11 protein-coding genes are annotated in these 19076 nt (G+C 36.6%); all 11 read right to left on the bottom strand.

The genetic code is table 11. The annotated features are described in order from the left end of the window. Nucleotides 1-5: 5 nt before the first annotated feature. The 11 genes from ACN5J7_RS12835 to ACN5J7_RS12785 all read right to left on the bottom strand — a co-directional run bounded on the left by ACN5J7_RS12835 (nucleotide 6) and on the right by ACN5J7_RS12785 (nucleotide 19068). Complete coding sequence (locus ACN5J7_RS12835) at nucleotides 6-2474, bottom strand: glycoside hydrolase family 2 TIM barrel-domain containing protein (RefSeq protein ID WP_418604217.1); 2469 nt, start codon at nucleotides 2472-2474, stop codon at nucleotides 6-8. Between the two features lie 21 nt (nucleotides 2475-2495). Further along, the gene (locus ACN5J7_RS12830; protein ID WP_418604216.1) at nucleotides 2496-3749 is read right to left on the bottom strand and encodes a glycoside hydrolase family 27 protein; all 1254 of its coding nucleotides are present in this window, start codon (nucleotides 3747-3749) and stop codon (nucleotides 2496-2498) included. Nucleotides 3750-3928: 179 nt separating this feature from the next. After that, nucleotides 3929-4141 (bottom strand): hypothetical protein, encoded by a 213-nt coding sequence (locus tag ACN5J7_RS12825; protein WP_418604215.1) that lies wholly within the window; start codon nucleotides 4139-4141, stop codon nucleotides 3929-3931. Nucleotides 4142-4332: 191 nt separating this feature from the next. Then, a complete protein-coding gene (locus ACN5J7_RS12820; RefSeq protein WP_418604214.1) occupies nucleotides 4333-6483 on the bottom strand; it encodes a hypothetical protein in 2151 nt (716 codons plus the stop codon). 25 nt (nucleotides 6484-6508) lie between these two features. Further along, entirely contained in the window at nucleotides 6509-8872 is a 2364-nt protein-coding gene (locus ACN5J7_RS12815; RefSeq protein ID WP_418604213.1) for a hypothetical protein, read from the bottom strand. A 211-nt stretch (nucleotides 8873-9083) separates the two neighbouring features. Beyond that, a complete protein-coding gene (locus ACN5J7_RS12810) occupies nucleotides 9084-12197 on the bottom strand; it encodes a glycoside hydrolase family 2 TIM barrel-domain containing protein (RefSeq protein ID WP_418604212.1) in 3114 nt (1037 codons plus the stop codon). A gap of 105 nt (nucleotides 12198-12302) precedes the next feature. Further along, nucleotides 12303-13076 carry a creatininase family protein gene (locus tag ACN5J7_RS12805; RefSeq protein ID WP_418604211.1) on the bottom strand — a complete coding sequence of 258 codons (774 nt, stop codon included), beginning with the start codon at nucleotides 13074-13076 and terminating at the stop codon, nucleotides 12303-12305. 1 nt (nucleotide 13077) lies between these two features. Continuing rightward, entirely contained in the window at nucleotides 13078-13728 is a 651-nt protein-coding gene (locus tag ACN5J7_RS12800) for a GDSL-type esterase/lipase family protein (RefSeq protein ID WP_311942355.1), read from the bottom strand. Between the two features lie 11 nt (nucleotides 13729-13739). After that, the gene (locus ACN5J7_RS12795) at nucleotides 13740-15782 is read right to left on the bottom strand and encodes a family 20 glycosylhydrolase (RefSeq protein WP_418604210.1); all 2043 of its coding nucleotides are present in this window, start codon (nucleotides 15780-15782) and stop codon (nucleotides 13740-13742) included. 11 nt (nucleotides 15783-15793) lie between these two features. Then, nucleotides 15794-16975 carry a glycoside hydrolase family 27 protein gene (locus ACN5J7_RS12790; RefSeq protein ID WP_418604209.1) on the bottom strand — a complete coding sequence of 394 codons (1182 nt, stop codon included), beginning with the start codon at nucleotides 16973-16975 and terminating at the stop codon, nucleotides 15794-15796. Nucleotides 16976-16995: 20 nt separating this feature from the next. Further along, nucleotides 16996-19068 (bottom strand): GDSL-type esterase/lipase family protein, encoded by a 2073-nt coding sequence (locus ACN5J7_RS12785; protein WP_418604208.1) that lies wholly within the window; start codon nucleotides 19066-19068, stop codon nucleotides 16996-16998. Nucleotides 19069-19076: the final 8 nt, after the last annotated feature.

Here is a 19076-nt window from a genome sequence, read left to right as displayed (position 1 = left end):
TTTTTTTAATATTTAGTATGAATAGTTACTTTTCCAGTTTTTAATCCTTTGCCGGAAACCGACAAATCTATATGACCAGCTTTTGAATCAGACTGAATCAAAACCACTAATTTACCACTAAATAATTTCATAGTTGGTACATGAAAAGGTTCGAGCGAGGTGGCATCGCCATTACAGGCCGCTTTAAAAATGCCGTCGCCTTTTACTTTAAATTTTAATTGATTGGTGGCAGTGGGACAAGGTATGCCGTTTTTATCGACCACCGAAACGGTTACAAAAGCCAAATCTTTACCATCGGCTTTTATTGTTTTTCTATCTGATTCTAAAACTAATTTATAAGGTTTTCCTGCTGTGTGTATTTCTTTTTCTGCAGCAGGGTTTCCCTTATCATCAAAAGCCACAACTTTTATGGTTCCGGGTTGATATGTTACATCCATCCACATCAAACGGTACCTGTGCTTTGGCGTGCTTTTATTCTTCTTTTGAATCCCCATACTCTTGCCGTTTACAAACAATTCTGCGCTAGTATAGCTGGTATAAACAAATACGGGTGTGATTTCGTCCTCGCGTCCTTCCCAATTCCAATGCGGTAAAATGTGCAGGGTTTCGTCTTTGGTATTCCATCGGCTTCGGTATAAATAATAGCGGTCTTTTGGTAAACCAGCCAAATCGTTAATGCCAAAATAGGAACTTCGAGATGGCCATTTGGTATCGTAAGGTGTGGGCTCACCCAAATAATCGAATCCGGTCCACACAAACTCCCCTATTACCCAAGGTTTATCGTCTTGCAATACAAAATCTTCATCTGGGATATTAGACCAACTACAAGCTTCTAAATCGTAGGAAGAGGATTGAAAATCATCGTATTGTTTCATTTTAAATTCTTCGACGGGAAACTTATATATTCCACGTGAACTCACCGTAGACGCCGTTTCGGAGCCTAAAATCAATCCTTGCGGAAAAGCTTCGTAAGCCTCTTCATATAAATGCACACGGTAATTTAACCCCGGAATATCCAATACCGCACCAAAGCCCGATGCCATGGTGGCCTTTACTTGATCCATGCCCACGGTTACGGGTCGTGTTGGGTCTTCGCGATGGAAAATATCCTGTAGCCATTTGGCACGTTTTGCACCTTGGCTACCCCATTGGTCTGGCACTTCGTTACCCGAGCTCCACATTACGATGCTTGGGTGGTTTCTAGTGGCATGCACCAAGTTTACAATATCCTTTTCCGCATCGGTTTCAAAAAAACGATGATAGCCGTTTTCTACTTTTGGTTTTGCCCACTCATCAAAACTTTCGGCCAAAAACATAAAGCCCATTTCGTCGCATAATTCCAATTGTTCCAAAGACGGCATGTTATGCGAACTACGGATGGCATTCGCGCCCATATCCTTTAAAATACGTAATTGTCTGCGCAAAGCGGATTTGTTTATAGCTGTTCCAATGGGGCCTAAATCGTGGTGCAGACATACGCCTTTAAATTTGGTGTTGGTTCCGTTTAAACTGAATCCTTTTTCCGCTTCATATTTAATGTCCCTGATACCAAAACGTGTTTCGGTTTCATCCTTTAGAATATTTTCAGCATATAATTGAAAGGTTGCGGTATACAAATAAGGCGTTTCCGGACTCCATAAATTGGGGTTATTAACGGCTATGTTTTGTTCGAATTCATTATCAAAAATCGTTTCGGTCGAATTGGTTGCAACAGTTTTTCCGTTAGCATCTTTAATTGTAGTAACCAATTTAAGCTGCTTTCCAGACACTTTGGTTTTTACATTTACCTTAGCCAAATGCTTTGAAATCAAAGGCGTAGTTATAAACGTGCCCCAATGATTGATACTAGCTTTGTTTTTTACAATTACCCGAACATTGCGATACAAACCTGCTCCGGGATACCAGCGCGAAGACAACCCCACATTGGTGAGTTTTACGGCCAAGGTATTGGGTTGATTGGCTGAAATATGTTCGGTGATATCGAAATAAAAATAGCTGTAACCGTAATTCCAACTGCCAATTTTTTTACCATTGATAAAAATTTCCGGCTCGCTCATGGCACCTTCAAAAAGCAAAATGACTTTTTTTTCTTCGGAAAAATTTGGAAGTGAAAACGTATTGCGGTACCAGCCCACACCAATGTATGGCAAGGCACCCGTGCGCCCTGTTTTTTCGGTTGCCACTTTTTCGCCATTTTGAACAATGGCAACGTTTTGTTTGTCTATCTCTTTATCAAAAGGGCCTTTTATGGCCCAATCGTGAGGCACGGTAACGGTTTCCCATTTGGAATCATCAAAAGCTATTTTTTGTGCATTCGTTACATCACCTTTAAAAAATTTCCAGTTTTTTTCTAAAGTGAGTATGTCCCTAACCGGATGTTGCCCAAACAATGAAAGTGTCAATAAAAAACCCAACATAAAAAATAGCATATTCCCTTTATTTATGTTTTTATTAAAAGCTTCGATTGTCTTCATTTACGGAACAATTATCCTAAATTATTTATTTTGAAACACATTAAACGGTTTTGAGGCGCCTTCAATCTTTAAAACCACTACGCCATGCTTCGGTACTTTAAAAGACAAACTTTTTCCAATGGTTTTCTCAAAATCTTTTTTCGCCCATAAATCACGATAAGCGTAACCTTTATCAACGTCAATCCCAATAGTATCTAAATCAAAACTAATGTTTTCAGCTTTGTTAGACCTATTTAATAAAGCAACGGCCACCTCTCCGCTCATTGTATGAATTAATGGTTTCGCCCAAACCTCCAAATCGCCGTTATCAATTAATCGTCGCGCTTGGTACACTAATGGATCTTGGTTTAATGCTATAATTTCTTTGTTTGTTAATATTGAAATCGTTTCGTCACTCATGTTTCGTAAATCGTTACCGGCCAAAAGTGGCGAGCTCATCATGCACCACATGGTAAAATGGGTTTTATCTTCGTCGTAACTCATGCCTCTACCCACTTGAAGCATATCCATATCGTTTACATGTCCGGGCGAGGCATATTTCCATAAATCGGCATTCAAATCGATGATGTGCAAAATGGAATGAAACTCGTTGGAAATATCGCCCGAAATTCGCCAAGAATCGGCGATTTGAAGAGCCCATTTCCCTGGGAATTCCCATCTACAAATATTGTAAACGGTGTTAGGTTTTATTTCTTTTATAACGTTGGCAATCTGCGTGTATCTCGTTTCTTCATCTAAATCCAACCAATCGCCACCACACCAATCTACTTTTATAAAATCGTAATTCCAGTCTTTCAACATCAATTTTAAATCTTTTCTATCATGCCCCATTAATCCTGAACCTACGCCAATAGTATCTTTATCCCAATGAGACGCACAGGTGTTAATGCCAGCTTCAGCATATATTCCTGCTTTTAATCCTTTTGAGTGAATGTAGTCTGAAATCACTTTCATCCCGTTTGGAAAACGATCTTTATGCACTAATAAATTGCCTTCAGCATCTCTACCTCCAAAAAAACCATCATCTATATTTACATAAGAATAACCAGCGTCTGCCATTCCTGATGACACCATATAATCTGCTTGCGCTTTGATGATTTCTTCGTTGATATCCACATGAAAATTATTCCAACTAGACCACCCCATGATTGGCGTTTGTGGTTTACTTATTTCTTGGGAATTGTTTTGATTTGTAATTTGAATATCTTTTTTATTACCTTGATTTTGGCAGGACATTAAAATTAAAAGCGATAAAAAAAGATAGTATTTAATCATTAAATTTGAATTGTAATATCCACTTTTGAATGAAAGTAAAAGTCAATATTGATTTATTATAAGAGGTAACACCATATCTCTGAATAGGCATTATTCAATAGGAATACTCTTTATAAGTCGAACTTAATACAAATTTAATCTATTTACAAACTTAAATAATAAATTACTTGTAAAATTTATCAATCAAAATTGGGTTCAAAATCAATTTTAAATTTAGTAAAGTTATCGTCGTTGGTTTTTAAGGGAAAATTAAATTCGTGATTTAATAAAACTTCACGTATTAACATCAATCCAATACCTTGTCCGTTAGGTTTAGTACTAAAAAATGATGTGAAAATAATTGATGCTTGAGCTTTATATTTTTTATTCTCTTTTTCTAACTTGAAATTCAAAGGTTTGCCTTCCTAACTCACCATTGCCACTTACACCTTCTATAATTCCTATAAATTTGGAGTTGATACTGGAAACACTAAATTCTAATTGGGCTTCTCCTTTGTTGTTAGTTATTATATCAGGTTTCCAATACAGCGTGTTTCTATAATCTGGAAAACCATCTGTTTGTTCTATTTTATCATATATGGGATTATAAAATTCTTTTTTTAGTATAATACCCTTTAGCCTTTATTATATTAAACTTTTCTAAAAGATACTCATCTGTTAGTTTTGGATAGCGGTATGCTGGAAGTTTAGGGTTTCTAAACACTTGCCCAACGACAGGAGCAACCCCTGTAACCCATTGCCCTCCATCCTTAATTTGAAGCTCTAAATATACTTCACCTTCTACTGGGTTCTTGCTATATTTATGAGGCAGATGAATTGGACAATTTAAATAATTATCTTTTGTACAGACATAATCACCGCCAGTCATTTCTAGCTTAGCCAAACTATCTAATTTTGCTAAATATTTATCTCTTTTAACAATACCTTTTTTCTTAGCTACTAGTTGAATTTCATCTAATTTAACGGCATCCTTTATCGATTGCCATTTATGCGTTTTAGATTCGTTGACTTCTTTTTTCTCTGTAACTGGTGCTATTGGGTAACCAAAATCCTTTAGTTTTTTTATACTATTTATAGCCAGAAAAGGGTCTTTAACCGATATTAATATCTTATCCTTTTTTGTGCCAAAATGTTTAATAAATAACCTTCTACTTATTTTTAAATGGCTTGGCGTTAAAACAAATCTGTTATTAGTATCTATAGGGATAATTGATTTTTTTTCTTCTTTAAACGGATCATAAGCTATAATAAAACTTTGCTCAGGACTGTTTTTTCCTTTTTTTATATAAGTAAACTTTCCTTCTATTCCATTTGTTACCAATGCTGTTTTTAACTGGTTTTGTGATTTTAAGTTTTCCTCATTCCATTTATAACATCGCCACCCTTGGGTTAAAAGCAATAAGTCTAATGCTTGGTGTCTATTGGCATTCTCTGAATTAAAATAATAACTTGGGTTGTATATTCTGCCTTTTAATTGTGCAGACAAATGGTAATGGGTCTCTATGGTTTTAGTATCTTTTGGATTGTTGTAAAAATCATCGAAAACGCTTAACCCTAAATGAGCAATTACAGGGTTGTTGTGTTGGTCGGTTACTTTTAGTTTTAATTTTGCGTTGCCTTTGGTAAGGTATTCTCCTTTATCCAATACAGCTTTTATGTTTAACTTTTGGTCCTGGTTCATATAGACTAGGCGTTCTGCCACAGGCTCAAACTCTTGATTAAATAGGGTTACTTCTGCTATACCTTGCGGAATATCATTTAGAGGAATCTTTATTAACCGCTCTTTGGTTATGGTTGCTTGTGCAACACTATACGCCACACCTCTTACTTGAACCCTTAAATACAAAGTTTCTTTTTGACTTGTGCTTTTTGAAACTTTAAGGGTTAAGTGGTCTTTGGTATTACTAACCAGTTGTAGCACGGAACCATCGGCTTTTATAGTTGGCAACGTGTACTGTTTTTTAGTTGTAAGTGAATCTAATACTATATGATAACGCTTGTTGACATCTGGAGTAAAGTTAAAACGACCCATACCAGCATGTACTGTTTTTATCTTGGTTATGGGAACATTATTTTCATATAAAGTGCCAGATACAGATTTGGGCATCCCTAATGTATCTACAGTTTTAAAAGCAATGGTACTTGTTATTCCTGACACCAAACATCCGCCTTCAGGGAAAAGCTGAAAATCGATGGCGGCTTCTTTAGGTTTAGCTTTAATTAAAGTGTCCTGCTTTTTTGATTGATGATACTTTGTAATGTTTTCTACAATTTGTAATTGCCTGATGGATTTTATAGGTTGTTTATCATCATAAAATGAATACCGTGTATAAGCTGCTAAAGTGTAACGACCTTCTCGTAAGGTGTCCTGTACATAAATATGTCCGTTTACAAATCCGTTTTCTATCTCGTATTTTTCTTCCCAAACGGCTTTTTCGGTTTTGCTTTCTATAAGCTGAACATACAAGGTTTTACTTTGCGTTGAAGGTGATAGATGCTGACTATTCAACACATAACCCTTAAACCATAAATCCTCGCCTGTTTCATAAATACCTTTACTACTTTGTACATACACAGACTCTAAAGCATGCTTTTTTGATACTTCGTGTAGTTGATTTGCCAATTGATCTGAGGTGTTTTGTGCGTGTAAAAACAAGATTGGTAAAAGCAACAAAACTAAAGAGAGGCAACCTCTGTATTGGGGTATGTTTATGTTAGTTAATGTATTGCGCATAACTATTTGTTATTAATGCTATTTATTATTCTCTTTTTCTAACGTAAAACTCAAAGGTTTGTCTTCCTAATTCGCCATTGCCATTTACACCTTCTATGACACCTATAAATTTGGAGTTAATATCTGAGGTACTAAATTCAATTGTGGCTTCTCCACTTTCATTGGTTATTATATCTGGTTGCCAAAATAAAGTATTCCTGTAATCTGGAAAGTCATCAATGAGGTCTTGTGTATCATAAACAGGGCTATAAAATTCTTTTTTACCATAGTAGCCCTTAATCCTAGCTATTTTAAACTTTTTTAATAGATCTGCTTCTGTTAAAACAGGGTATCGATATTCTAGAACTTTGAATTCATAAGCTCCAGTATTTATCCAGTCTTGACCAAGTTGGTTACCATATTTATCAAAAAACACATTATATTTTTTTCCTTCCACGGGTCTTGCACTATTCGGCTCTCTTTGATGTTGCCAACAGTTCAAAGCTTGGTGATCATGATGACAAATAAAGTCATTATTCATATCTAATTTTGCTATGCTATCTAATCTTCCCATATATTTATCTCTAAATACACGTTTCTTTTTACCAGTTACTATTATCTCGTCTAATTTATTGACGCCGTTAGCAAGTGTAAAAGGTTTTAAGTCTATGTTGGTTTTAGATTCCATTTTTGGTGCTTTAGGATAATTGAACGCCTTTTGTTGTTGTAAACGGTTAATGGTTACAAAAGAAGGATCATTTATTGCGATGCTTATTTTATTCTTTGGATTATTGAGTAATAATTTTAAATACAAGTGCCCTTTTGCTTGTTGCATATCTTTTGGGTACACTGTAAAATTCCCTAAAGAATCTACTTCTATAAAAGCTTCAGGGTTTTTCTTATCCGCTGTAAAAGCCATGACATGTTGTTGGGATAATAGAGCTTGGTCCTTTTTGTTTTTAGTATTAAGTTTTCCTGTTACGGTATCGTTTAGTACAGGGTATTTCTTTAAAGACTCTTGTTTTAAATTAGCTTCGGCCCATTGGTAAGCCCTCCATCCTTGGGTTAAAAGCAGTAAGTCCAATGCCTGATATCTATTGGTGTTCTCTGGATTAAAATAATAACTTGGGTTGTATAACCTGCCTTTTAACTGGGCAGATAGGTGATAATGGCTTTCTATGGTTTTTGAATCTTCTGGGTTATTATAAAACGCATCATAAACACTTAATCCCAAATGGGCAATTATAGGGTTGTTGTTTTGGTCGGTTACTTTTAACTTTAATTTCACTTGGTCTTTGGTCAAATACTCTCCTTTATCCAATACCGCTTTTATGTTTAACTTTTGGTCTTGGTTTACATATACAAGGCGTTCTGCCACAGGTTCAAGTTCTTGGTCAAACAAGGTTACTTCCGCTATGCCTTGGGGAATACCCTTTAAAGGGATTTTTATCAACCGTTCTTTGGTTATAACTGCTTTGGCTACGCTGTACACCACACCTCTCACTTGAACCCTTAGGTACAAGGTTTCTTTATTCAGGTCTGTATTTTTTGAAACTTTAAAGGTTAAACCCTCTTTGGTATTATCGACCAATTGCAAAACGTAACCTTTGGCTTTTATGACTGGTAAAGTGTATTGTTTTTCAGTTGCCAGAGAATCTAATATTATATGGTAGCGTTTGGTATTATCTGGAGTGAAGTTAAAACGACCCATACCAGCATGTGCTGTTTTAAAAGTGATTTTTGGGGTATTGTTTTCATACAAGGTTCCCGAGACTGTTTTTGGATACCCATGGGAGTCCACAGCTTTAAAGGCCACGGAACTTGTTATTCCAGATACCAAATGACCGCTTTCTGGAAATACTTGAAAATCGATGGTGGTTTCTTTGGTTTCTGTTTTTACTAAAGTGTCCTTATTTTTTGATTGATGGTAGTCTGTAATGTTCTTTACAATTTGCAACTCACGAATAGACGTTATAGGTTGTTTATCATTATAAAATGAATACCGTATGTAAGCGGCTAGAGTGTAACGATCTTCTTGCAGGGTGTCTTGCACATAAATGTGGCCATCCACAAAACCGTTTGTTATTTCATACTTTTCTTCCCAAACGGCTTTTTTTGTTTGGCTATCTAAGAGCTGAACATACAGGGTTTTGCTCTGTATTGAAGGAGTTAGATATTGACTGTTCAGTACATAGCCCTTAAACCATAAATCTTCTCCTGTTTCATAAATGCCTTTACTGGTTTGTACATACACAGACTCTGAAACATGGTTTTTTGATACCTCGTGCAATTGATTTGCCAATTGGTCTGAGGTGTTTTGTGCATGTAACAACGTGATTGGTAGAAATAAAAAAACCAAATAGAGGTAATATTTATGTTGCAACAAATTGATAAATAATGTATTGTGCATAACTATTTGTTATTAATAATTATTTAAAACACAAAGGGTTTTTATATGGTATATTACAAAATTCCTGTATTTATTATTTAATGAAACTTATTGTTAGATTCCAATACCATATTTTAATAACCTTCTATCATAAAGCACATATACTTATTCCCAAAGTATTTGCAACCTAACTAATGTTTTGGTTATAATAGGTTAATGTTTAAGAATTATTCTATTTTCCAATAGGCATCATCCAATAGGAATACGAATAATCTTGGTACGGCAACATGTAAGGCTCCATTGGTAATCTTCCCCAACTATTAATACTTCCAACACCTTGTTGGAAACCATCAATGTTTACAAAAACTTCTTTTCGTGGGTCGATTTCCCCTGCGTGATGCTGTACTCTTTTATCTCCGGTATGTAAATCGTCTTCACTAAAATTCAATGCTGAAAAATGAAATGGCGTGTCGCTTAAAAACTTAATTCCGGAACCATCTGATTTGGTTATGGCCGCCCAACGTACATCCAGTTTATTTCCTGTTTCTTGCGGACGAATATATGGGAAATATTGCTCCTCAATGGTTTGCTCAAACACCCCTAATTTAGCTGCATGTTGTCTATCGGCATAGGCTTCAAAAGGCCCTTTACCATAGTAAGTGATGTTTTTGTAATCCTCTGGCAAAACGAGTTTATTTCCGAATTTATAAAAATTAGAATGTTTGCCTTTTATAGCCTTTAATTCATTGGTTACTTTTAAGGCACCATCGCCATTTACTAAATAAGTGCTTATAATTTGCACATCGCCATTAAACAAATCCCTTGTAAAAACAATCTGTACATCGTTTTTTGATACTTGCTTAACCTCAGTTGTTACCGTACCCGAAGTTCCGGCGTCTTTCCATGCTTTATAGCGCAGCTGTGTTCCCGCGCCATAATCGTTATCAATGGGTGCACGCCAAAAGTTTACTACGGGACCACTTTTTAGCAAATTTTTATTGTTGAATGAGTAATCTGTAAGTTGACCTTCCTTTTTGTTGAACGCCACACTGAAACCTTCACCCGTTACATTTATAACATCGCCCTGGGTTTTATAACTAACGGCTTGGGTTGAATTTTCGGGAAGTGCCGTTTTAGCATCCTGTAATTGAAATTGCTCGTAGGCCAAAACATGTCCTGCTTTTAACAAAGGCTCGTCTTGTTTTAAAATGGCAGCCACATTTAAAAAATATTCTTTATCATTTTTTAGCTGTGTTTTAAAAGGAATTTTGATTGCTTTTTTAGCTTGTGGTGCCGTTATCATATCATCAATGGTTCCGGATTCAACAACCGCTCCGTTTTCTAAGATTTCCCATTTTAGTTTGTAGTTTGATAAATCCCTGAAGAAATACCAATTCTTAACATCGATAACACCATTGGCTAAGTCGTTTTCATAAAACTTAACGTCTTGATGAATGTGAGCCACTTCGTGAATATGCGGGTTTGGTCTTCTATCAGGTTGTACCAATCCGTTGTTTAAAAAGTTGTTATCACTAGGCGTACCTTCGGGTCCGAAATCGCCACCATAAGCAAAAATTTCCCTGCCATTTTTAACGGTTCTTAAACCTTGGTCAACATAATCCCAAATAAAACCACCTTGCAATTTATCGTACTTCTCAAATAAATCCCAATACTCCTTAAAACCGCCCATACTATTTCCCATGGCATGTGCAAATTCACACTGCACCAAAGGTTTTGTAAAATCGTCGTTTAAGGCATATTTTTCCACATCATCGGGAGTGGCATACATGGGCACGAATAAATCGGTATTCCACTCATAAACCGCACGTTCGTACTGTGTTGGTCTGGTATCATCCTGTTCCTTTGCCAATAAATAAGATTTGTAAAAATTATAGCCATTTCCTGCTTCGTTACCCAAAGACCAAATAACGATTGATGGATGGTTTTTATCTCGCTGAACCATGCGTTCCACACGCTCTAAGTGCGATTTTAACCAAGCTGGATTATTTGCCAATGTTCTGTGCAATGCATAACCCATACCGTGTGATTCGATGTTGGCTTCGTCGATAACATAGATACCATACTCATCACACAACTCGTAAAAATAAGGGTCGTTTGGATAATGTGCAGTTCTAACGGCATTGATGTTATATTCCTTAAATATCTGAATATCGCGAAGCATATCTTCTCTTGAAATTACATGCCCCGTATCTGGGTCGTGCTCGTGTCGGTTCACCCCTTTAAATAAAATCGGTTTTCCGTTTACCAGATATTGTCCATCTTTAACTTCGGAAGTTCTAAATCCTAACTTTCTGGAAATAGCCTCTATAACGTTTCCTTTTCTATCTTTAATAATGATATTTAATTGATATAATTCCGGAATTTCAGCAGACCACGTTTTTACCTGCGGAATGGTTTTATTGAATTTTAAGGTTGCATCTGCTTTTGGTGCTAAGTCGTAAGCTGAAGAAGCCGTATAAACCCTTTGATTATCTTTTGTGATTTCCACCGCTACGGTACCGCGTTGTTTTTTGGCATCAATGCTTTTAATATCGACCGTTAAATCGAAAACGCCATCGGTATAATTGTTTTCCAATCCTGCTTTTGCAAAATAATCGGCCAATTGCACGTTTGGTCTGGCATATAAATACACATCGCGTTCAATTCCTGAAATTCTCCAAAAATCCTGACACTCTAAATAGCTGCCGTCACTCCAACGATACACTTCTAAAGCAATACTGTTGTTTCCGGGTTTAACGAAATTTGTAAGATTAAATTCCGCCGGCAATTTAGAGCCTTGGCTGTACCCTACTTTCTTACCGTTAATCCAGATATAAAAAGCAGATTTTACAGCGCCAAAATGGATAAAAATATCTTTCCCGTCCCAATTGTTCGGAACATTAAACGTGCGTTTATAAGAGCCCACGGGGTTATCTCCATCAGGAATATCTGGTGGGTTTAATTTGCCTTTTTGAAAAGGATAAGTGGCATTTACATAAATAGGTACACCAAAACCTTCAACCTCCCAGTTTGACGGCACTTTAATGGTATTCCACTTTGAGGTATCGTAATCTTCTTTATAAAAATCGGCAGGTCTCAATTCTGGAGCCTCGCTGTAATTAAACTGCCAAATACCGTTTAGCAACAAGTAGTTTTCGGCATTAGAAAGGTTGTCTTCTTTTGCCAACTCCAACGAATTGTACGGAAAAAAAGTGGCACGCGCATCCAGTTTGTTTATCCCAATTACATCTGGGTTTTCAATAACAGGATCGAGCGTTTGGGCTTGAAAAGACAGCATCCCAAAACAAATTGTCAAAGTAACTAGTACTAACTTAAAGCTTTTCATTTTTAATGGCATTTTAAAATTAATTATTCTATGATTTCGTTTAAACTTGTTGAACTACAAATATAGCCAAAAACAACACGATTGTCTTATGTTTGACATATGAAATTACGCATACATATCATCTAAATCGGCGTGATGCAGTTCTTCAAAAAATGACGCTATTTTTTGGCTCACTGCTTTGAAAAAAAGTGCGCCATTTTCTTGGGTTGCTTTTTTAGGATTTCCAACACCTGTGTCTTTGGTAACCGATGTCCATTGACGTTGCGATGTAACCCAGCTTTCTTTTAGACCTTTTAATTTGAACTGTTTGGCAGCGCCATCACCGGCTTCGCTTAATGGCAATACCAAATGCGGGGCTATGTGCATGGTAACCGCGGTTTCCAATTCGCCGGCATGATCTCCCGGTTCAATAAAATAATCATTGCCGTTTTCAGCTTGCCACCAATTTAAGGCACAGACAAACACATTAGGAAACTCAACCGACAACTCTCTAATAATCTGTTTAAAATTATTACCACCATGTGCATTTACCACAACTAATTTTTGAATGTTTTGGCGATTCAGCACATCAACAATATCTTTTAAAACAGCCAACTGCGTGCTCGGGTTCATGTTTATGCACAAAGGCACATCCAACTGCCCCGTATTTACACCAAACGGAATAGTGGGCAAAACCACCACTTTTGCGTCGTTGCTCCACGCTATACTTGCCGCCTCAATGGCAACCGCTTCGGCCAAAATATTATCTGTTGCATAAGGCAAATGATAATTATGCGCTTCGGTAGCGCCCCAAGGTAAAACGGCAACCGTGTAATTTTCGTCTTTTATGGTTTTCCAATTGGTTTCGGCCAACACGTAAGGGCGTGGTTTTGTATTCATTTTAATTGATGTATTTACTAATGACTTTCTTCCATTTTATATAACCGGTTTCGCTTAAATGCAACCCATCGTAAGTGTATTTTGGTTTGATGTGCTTTTTGCCATTTCGCATGGCTTTATGCAGATTGATGTATTTTATTTGATGCGTTTTGGCTAGTGCTTTTAAGCGTTTATTTGCCTCTATGATTTTTTGATGGTTGTTTTTGTGTCCGGAAAACTTTTGGCCCACATTGGGGTTGATGGGCAGGATGCTTTGTAAGTATATGATTGTATTTTCAGATTGATTTTTAATTTGCAGAATGATTTTTTCAGTGTTTTCCAAAACATAATCCACACTTCTTCCACGTGCCATATCATTGGTACCAATCAATAAAAATACTTTTGAAGGTTTTGATGCTGTAACCTCATCCAATCTGTATAAAATGCCATCGGTAACATCGCCACTAATCCCTCTATTTACCACATTTTTGTTAGGAAACAAGGCTTTCCAATCGCCACCTTCGGTTATGCTATTGCCTAAAAAAATGATTTCGTTTTTTGTATCCGCCTCCTTTTCAAATAATGCTTTCCGTTTATAGTAATGGTCTGAATATTTTTGGGCAAATCCAATATTAGCACATACCAGTAAAATAACAATCAGGAATTTTTTCATTTCGAAACGCATTAGTTATTCTCAAATTTAGTACTATATTTTAATTCGGGTACTTCCCTAACACCATTTTCGGTAATATTTACAGGAATACAGGTAAACATCCATTTCCATGAGTTTCTGTCTTGGGGAATTTTTAAAAGCACTTTGTTCCAGCCTTTTTTTAAATGAATTTTGGTTGGATTTCTATAGAAATAGTCTTCGTCAATAAATGGGATTTCATCTGTTTTTGTGCCTAAATTTGGTTGTTTCCAAACTGGTGGTTCAATTTCCGTATTATTCACCCAAATTTTCGGTTTTGTGGTGTGCCAATCACCTTGATCTGGGAAAGGACCAACACGTCTTCCACCCGAGCGCGACCAACCTTGAAAGCCTACCCAAAAATCTTGGATTCTATCGTTGGGCGCATAAATATTGGTGTAGGCATAATAGGTGCCTTGTTTGGCTTCGGTAACCGCTGGAAATCCGAAAAAATGTTTTAAATGAATGGTGGCACCTGTGTGATTATCCGTCCAAGTATATGGGTTTCCGTCTATGTTGTATGTGTCCTTTATACTTTCCTCAACCGGAAAGGATGTTTCAACATCACCTTGGTGGTTTAAAGGCCCGATAAGTTTCCAATGTTTATCGGTTTGTGTGATGTATTGAAACTCTTTACCTTTAAAAAACAAATCTCTTTGGGTAATCACCTTTTTTTCAAAAGCCTTAAAATCGTTGAATTCTTGGGTATCTTTTGGTGGCAGTTTTGCCCAATATTCTGGATAATCCTTTGCCCTGCCATTCCAAATGGCATCCGAATAAAATACCATGGAAGGGTAAATAGGGTTTTGTATCAATATATCGCGTTCGTTGTTAATATTATTATCTGGCCACGCCGCTAAAATACCGCCAAGTGCCAACGAATCGCCTTTTGGTTGTCTGGTTGGCTGTTGAAAATATAAACGTGCCATTCCCGCAAAAGGGTCTAAATGATTGATATAATTACTTCTGGAATCTATAAAACGATGTCCTTTTCGCCCTTCGTGATAGGCCCACAGTTGATTGATGGAAGTGGAATCCCTTTTTACCACAATCCCTTCTTTCCAAACAATAACTTCTCTATTATTTTTTCTGATTAAATTCATAATTTCAAAAATAACATCGTTGGAAACCCGCTCATAATCATTCCGAACTTCATCCGTCCCCATATGAATGTACGGCACATCTTCGGCGCTAGTTAAATCCATTAATTCCTGAAACAAATCCAACAAAATGGGTTTTACTTTTGGGTCGCGCATTTCATCAATTTCCAAGGCTTTTCTGAATGCATCTGTGTGTCCCGGAATATCAAATTCCGGAATTAGGGTTATGTTTCTGGCTTTGCAAAATTCAAGGATATCCTTAAAATCTTCTTGAGTATAAAAATTGCCTTTTTGCCTTGTTGTGGCATGTTCTGCTTGTAATTCCGGATAAATTTTACTTTCCAAACGCCACCCCGGATTATCGGTTAAATGCCAATGGAACACATTGTATTTGTATTGTGCCAAAATTTCAATCTGCTCTTTTAACTGGTAAACCGATTGGAAATTTCTGCCCGTATCGTGCATAAAACCACGAATTTTAAATACCGGCCAATCGTTAAGTGTAAGCTTTGGAAAAACGCCTTTTTTGTTTTGTTTTCTAAAGATTTGCTTTAAGGTTTGAATACCGTAATAAATGCCCTTGTGGGTAGTAGCGGAAATGACTATTTTATCTGAAATGGTTAATGAATAAGCTTCATCGTTTTCTTTTTCAGTACTACTTTTTTTCAACTCAATAGTTAGACCTTTGGTATCTTCTTTAATCTGTTTTGATTCAAAAAAACCAGCGAGCAACCTTCCTTCATTTTCAAAATCGGTGGCTTGAATGTTGATATGCTCAAATTGAATTTCATCGCTGCCATAACGTATCTCTTTAGGTGTTGGAATTATGGGATATTTATCTTCAAAATTCTCAGGATTTGAATCCGCACAACCACTTATACAAAACCCCAAAAGTGCTGTGTACAATAAAACTTTTGCTTTAAAAAAATCCAACATATCCGCTTTATTTATTTGGTTAACCTAAAAACCACAACGTCTCTGGCAGGAACTTCAATTAAAAAATTAGTATCGGTTGTACCGATTACTTTATTCTGCCATAAATTCTTAATTGTATAAGCTCCGGAAAAATCCTTAATATTCATTTGACTCCAATTAACTTGGTATTTTGTGTTTTTAATTTCTCTATTAAACAAGCAAATCGCCATATCTCCATTTGACAACGGTTTTTGCCAAACTTCAAAATTTCCTAAATCTACGATTTTAAAACCTTGTTTGCCCAAAGCATCTTGGTTTATGGCAATCAGTTCTTCATTAGTTAGAATTTCTTGGTCGCTAAACGACATGTTTCTCAAGTCGTTCCCAGCCATTAAAGGTGCCGCTAACATAGCCCACATACTAAAGTGTGCCCGGGCTTCGTTGATTGGCATATCGTTGTTCCCAACGGCGAGCATATCGGGGTCGTTCCAGTGCCCGGGGCCTGCGTATTTTTCCAAGCCCACTTGCATATCCACTAAATCCGACCAACCAAAAAGGTTGCCGTTAACGTTTCCGTCATATCGTCCATTCATATCAATATCCAAAGTTGTTCGCCACAAATGTCCAACGTTTTCTGCCCATTCCCAAGGTTTGTTTTCGCCCCATTCGCACATACTAAAAACAATGGGCCTACCCGCTTTGTATAAAGCATCACGCATTAATTTATAAGACGATTTGGCATCTTGACCTTCAGTAAAACACCAATCGTATTTTAAATAATCAACACCCCATTTTGCATAGGTTTCTGCATCTTTATACTCAAAACCTTTACTCCCAGGGCGACGTGCACAGGTCATTGTGCCCGCATCAGAATAAATCCCGAATTTCAATCCTTTAGAATGCACATAATCAGCCAAAACCTTAATTCCTGATGGGAATTTTTCTTTGTCAACAATAATGTATCCGTTTTCATCGCGACCAATTTGCCAGCAATCGTCAATTACAATATACTCGTAACCAACGTCTTTCATACCTTTTTCAACCAAGGCATCTGCCATTTCCCTTATAACGGTTTCGTTTACACCTTCACATTCAAAAGTGTTCCAGCTATTCCAGCCCATGGGAGGTGTTAACGCTAAATTTTCAAATTTTTGAGCGTAAATCGTGCTTGCCGATAAAAAGCATACTGTTAAAAAAAAGTAAATTGATTTCATGTTATTTTGTTTTATGTAATTTAATCTAAAATATTGGAAAATGTTGAAGCTGGTAAATTGTTTTTATTAATAAGGTTACCGTTGGTAAAAGACGCATAGCCATACCTTACAAATCGTGGGTTTTTAATGTTTTCGGACCAAACAACGAGTGTGTTACCTTTAATATCCGTATTTGCTTTTACAAAAATTTTATCCGCTCCAGCTATTTCTATGTCTTTTACAGAAGCACCATCAACAGTTTTTAAACCTTCGCCATGTTTAAAATGGACTTCTAATGTGGTGCCAATCACATTTACATAATCTAACAGTGGCCCAGAAAAGGCTATGGATTTACCGTACATTTTTGCCAATGCCACTTTGGCCAATCGTTTGCCAACAATCCATTTTTGGGTTGGATGCACATCTGTTTCATGGCCAACATCGGAAGATACTGCAATTCCCGTATTTTCAATAGCCAGCAATTTACGTTGTGAATCTCTAAACGCGCCCCAATTTGGGCGATTGATGCTACTTAATTGCACATAATAAAAAGGAAGTTCGGGTTTTTTAAAATGAATACGCCAATCGTTAATTAACATTTTAAATAATCGCTCGTGCAAATCGACACGTTCTGCATTTGATTCGCCTTGATACCAAATAACACCTTTAAAATTGAAGTTGGTAAGCGGTAAAATTCCTGAATCAAATAAAAAAGTAGGATCGTATGGATGCCTCGCGTTTAAGTTTTTATTATGATCGAAATTTTCCGTCTTCTGTTTTGAATTCCAAGAATCTATCAACGGATTTTGCCACGAATCATTTAACATACTTATGGTTTCGTGTGTTTGTTCCATGCGTTCCCGACTTATCCAACTTTGTGCTGGTGAACCTCCAATGGCATTGCAAATAATACCAATAGGCACATTTAATTCTTTTTGAAGATTATAGGCGTAGGCATAAGCCACAGCCGAAAAGTTTTCTAAAATATCATCTTTAGCATTGCTCCATCCTGAATACTTAAAATAATCGTTTGTGTTGCAAAGGGCCAATTCTTCTTTAGTAAAAACACGACTGTTTAAAACCTTCGGATCCATTGAAAACACAAAAACATTGGGGTTTAGCGAGTCTTTTAAAACTGTTTTGGCGTGTTTAGATTGATTTACTTTCCAGTCCATGTTAGATTGTCCCGATGCCAACCAAACCTCGCCAATATATACCGTACTGAAATTAATATTTTCAGATAATTTCGATTCAACTTTAAACGGAAAAGGCCCACCGGCTTTCATTGCAGGAAGTGTCACTTGCCATTCGCCATTTACTGAAACTTTTACTTTAGATTTTTCTCCATTTAAATTTACCAAAACCTCATCATTCGCATTCGCTGTTCCAGAAATAAAAATGGGTTCGTTACGCTGAAACACCATGTTTTCACCATAAAATTTTGGTAATTTTAATCCACCAAAATCACCTGTAATGGCACCATAAACCTTTTGGGCAATCACGGTAGCGCCAGATTCCGTTGGATGTAAATTATCTGGGAAATACTCCGGGAAACGATATAGCGGTTCGTGCAGATTTATAAGCTGTACATTTGCCGTTGTAGCAATGGTTTCAATTTTATTTTGAATGTCTTTAAAATTTTCACGCATGCCTTCTTCAAACCAATGATGCCCTGAAAAAGTGGGTGTCATTTTACAAATAAACACTTTGGGTTTTGATGGCAGACTTTTGTAAACCGCAATCATTTCCAAATAATCGGCTATAAATTCATCTTTGTGTTTTGGCCAATTATTGTTGCCTTGGTCGTTTAACCCTAAATGAATGATTACTATGTTTGGTGCAAAATCTTGGGATTGCTTAAACTCGTTTTTTGTCCAATAGGGTTTATGTCCGTTTTTAAGCATGGTCGCTCCGGAGTACCCAAAATTGGCCACTTGGTAGTTATTGCCCAATAATTTTTGCAACTGCGCGGGATAGGAATTTACAGCCCTATCTTTAATACCCGCTCCATAAGTAACCGAATTGCCAACACAAGCTACTTTAATTTTTTGAGCTTGTGTTGGCAAAATCAATGTAAATGTGAATGCAATAAAATAAATAAACTTTAAAGGCATTTATTTAA

Origin of the sequence: Hwangdonia sp., assembly GCF_048381975.1 — a bacterium.
In the GTDB taxonomy this organism is placed as follows: domain Bacteria; phylum Bacteroidota; class Bacteroidia; order Flavobacteriales; family Flavobacteriaceae; genus Hwangdonia; species Hwangdonia seohaensis.
Note: the sequence above shows the minus strand (reverse complement) of the source record. Positions and strands in the feature narration are given on the sequence as shown.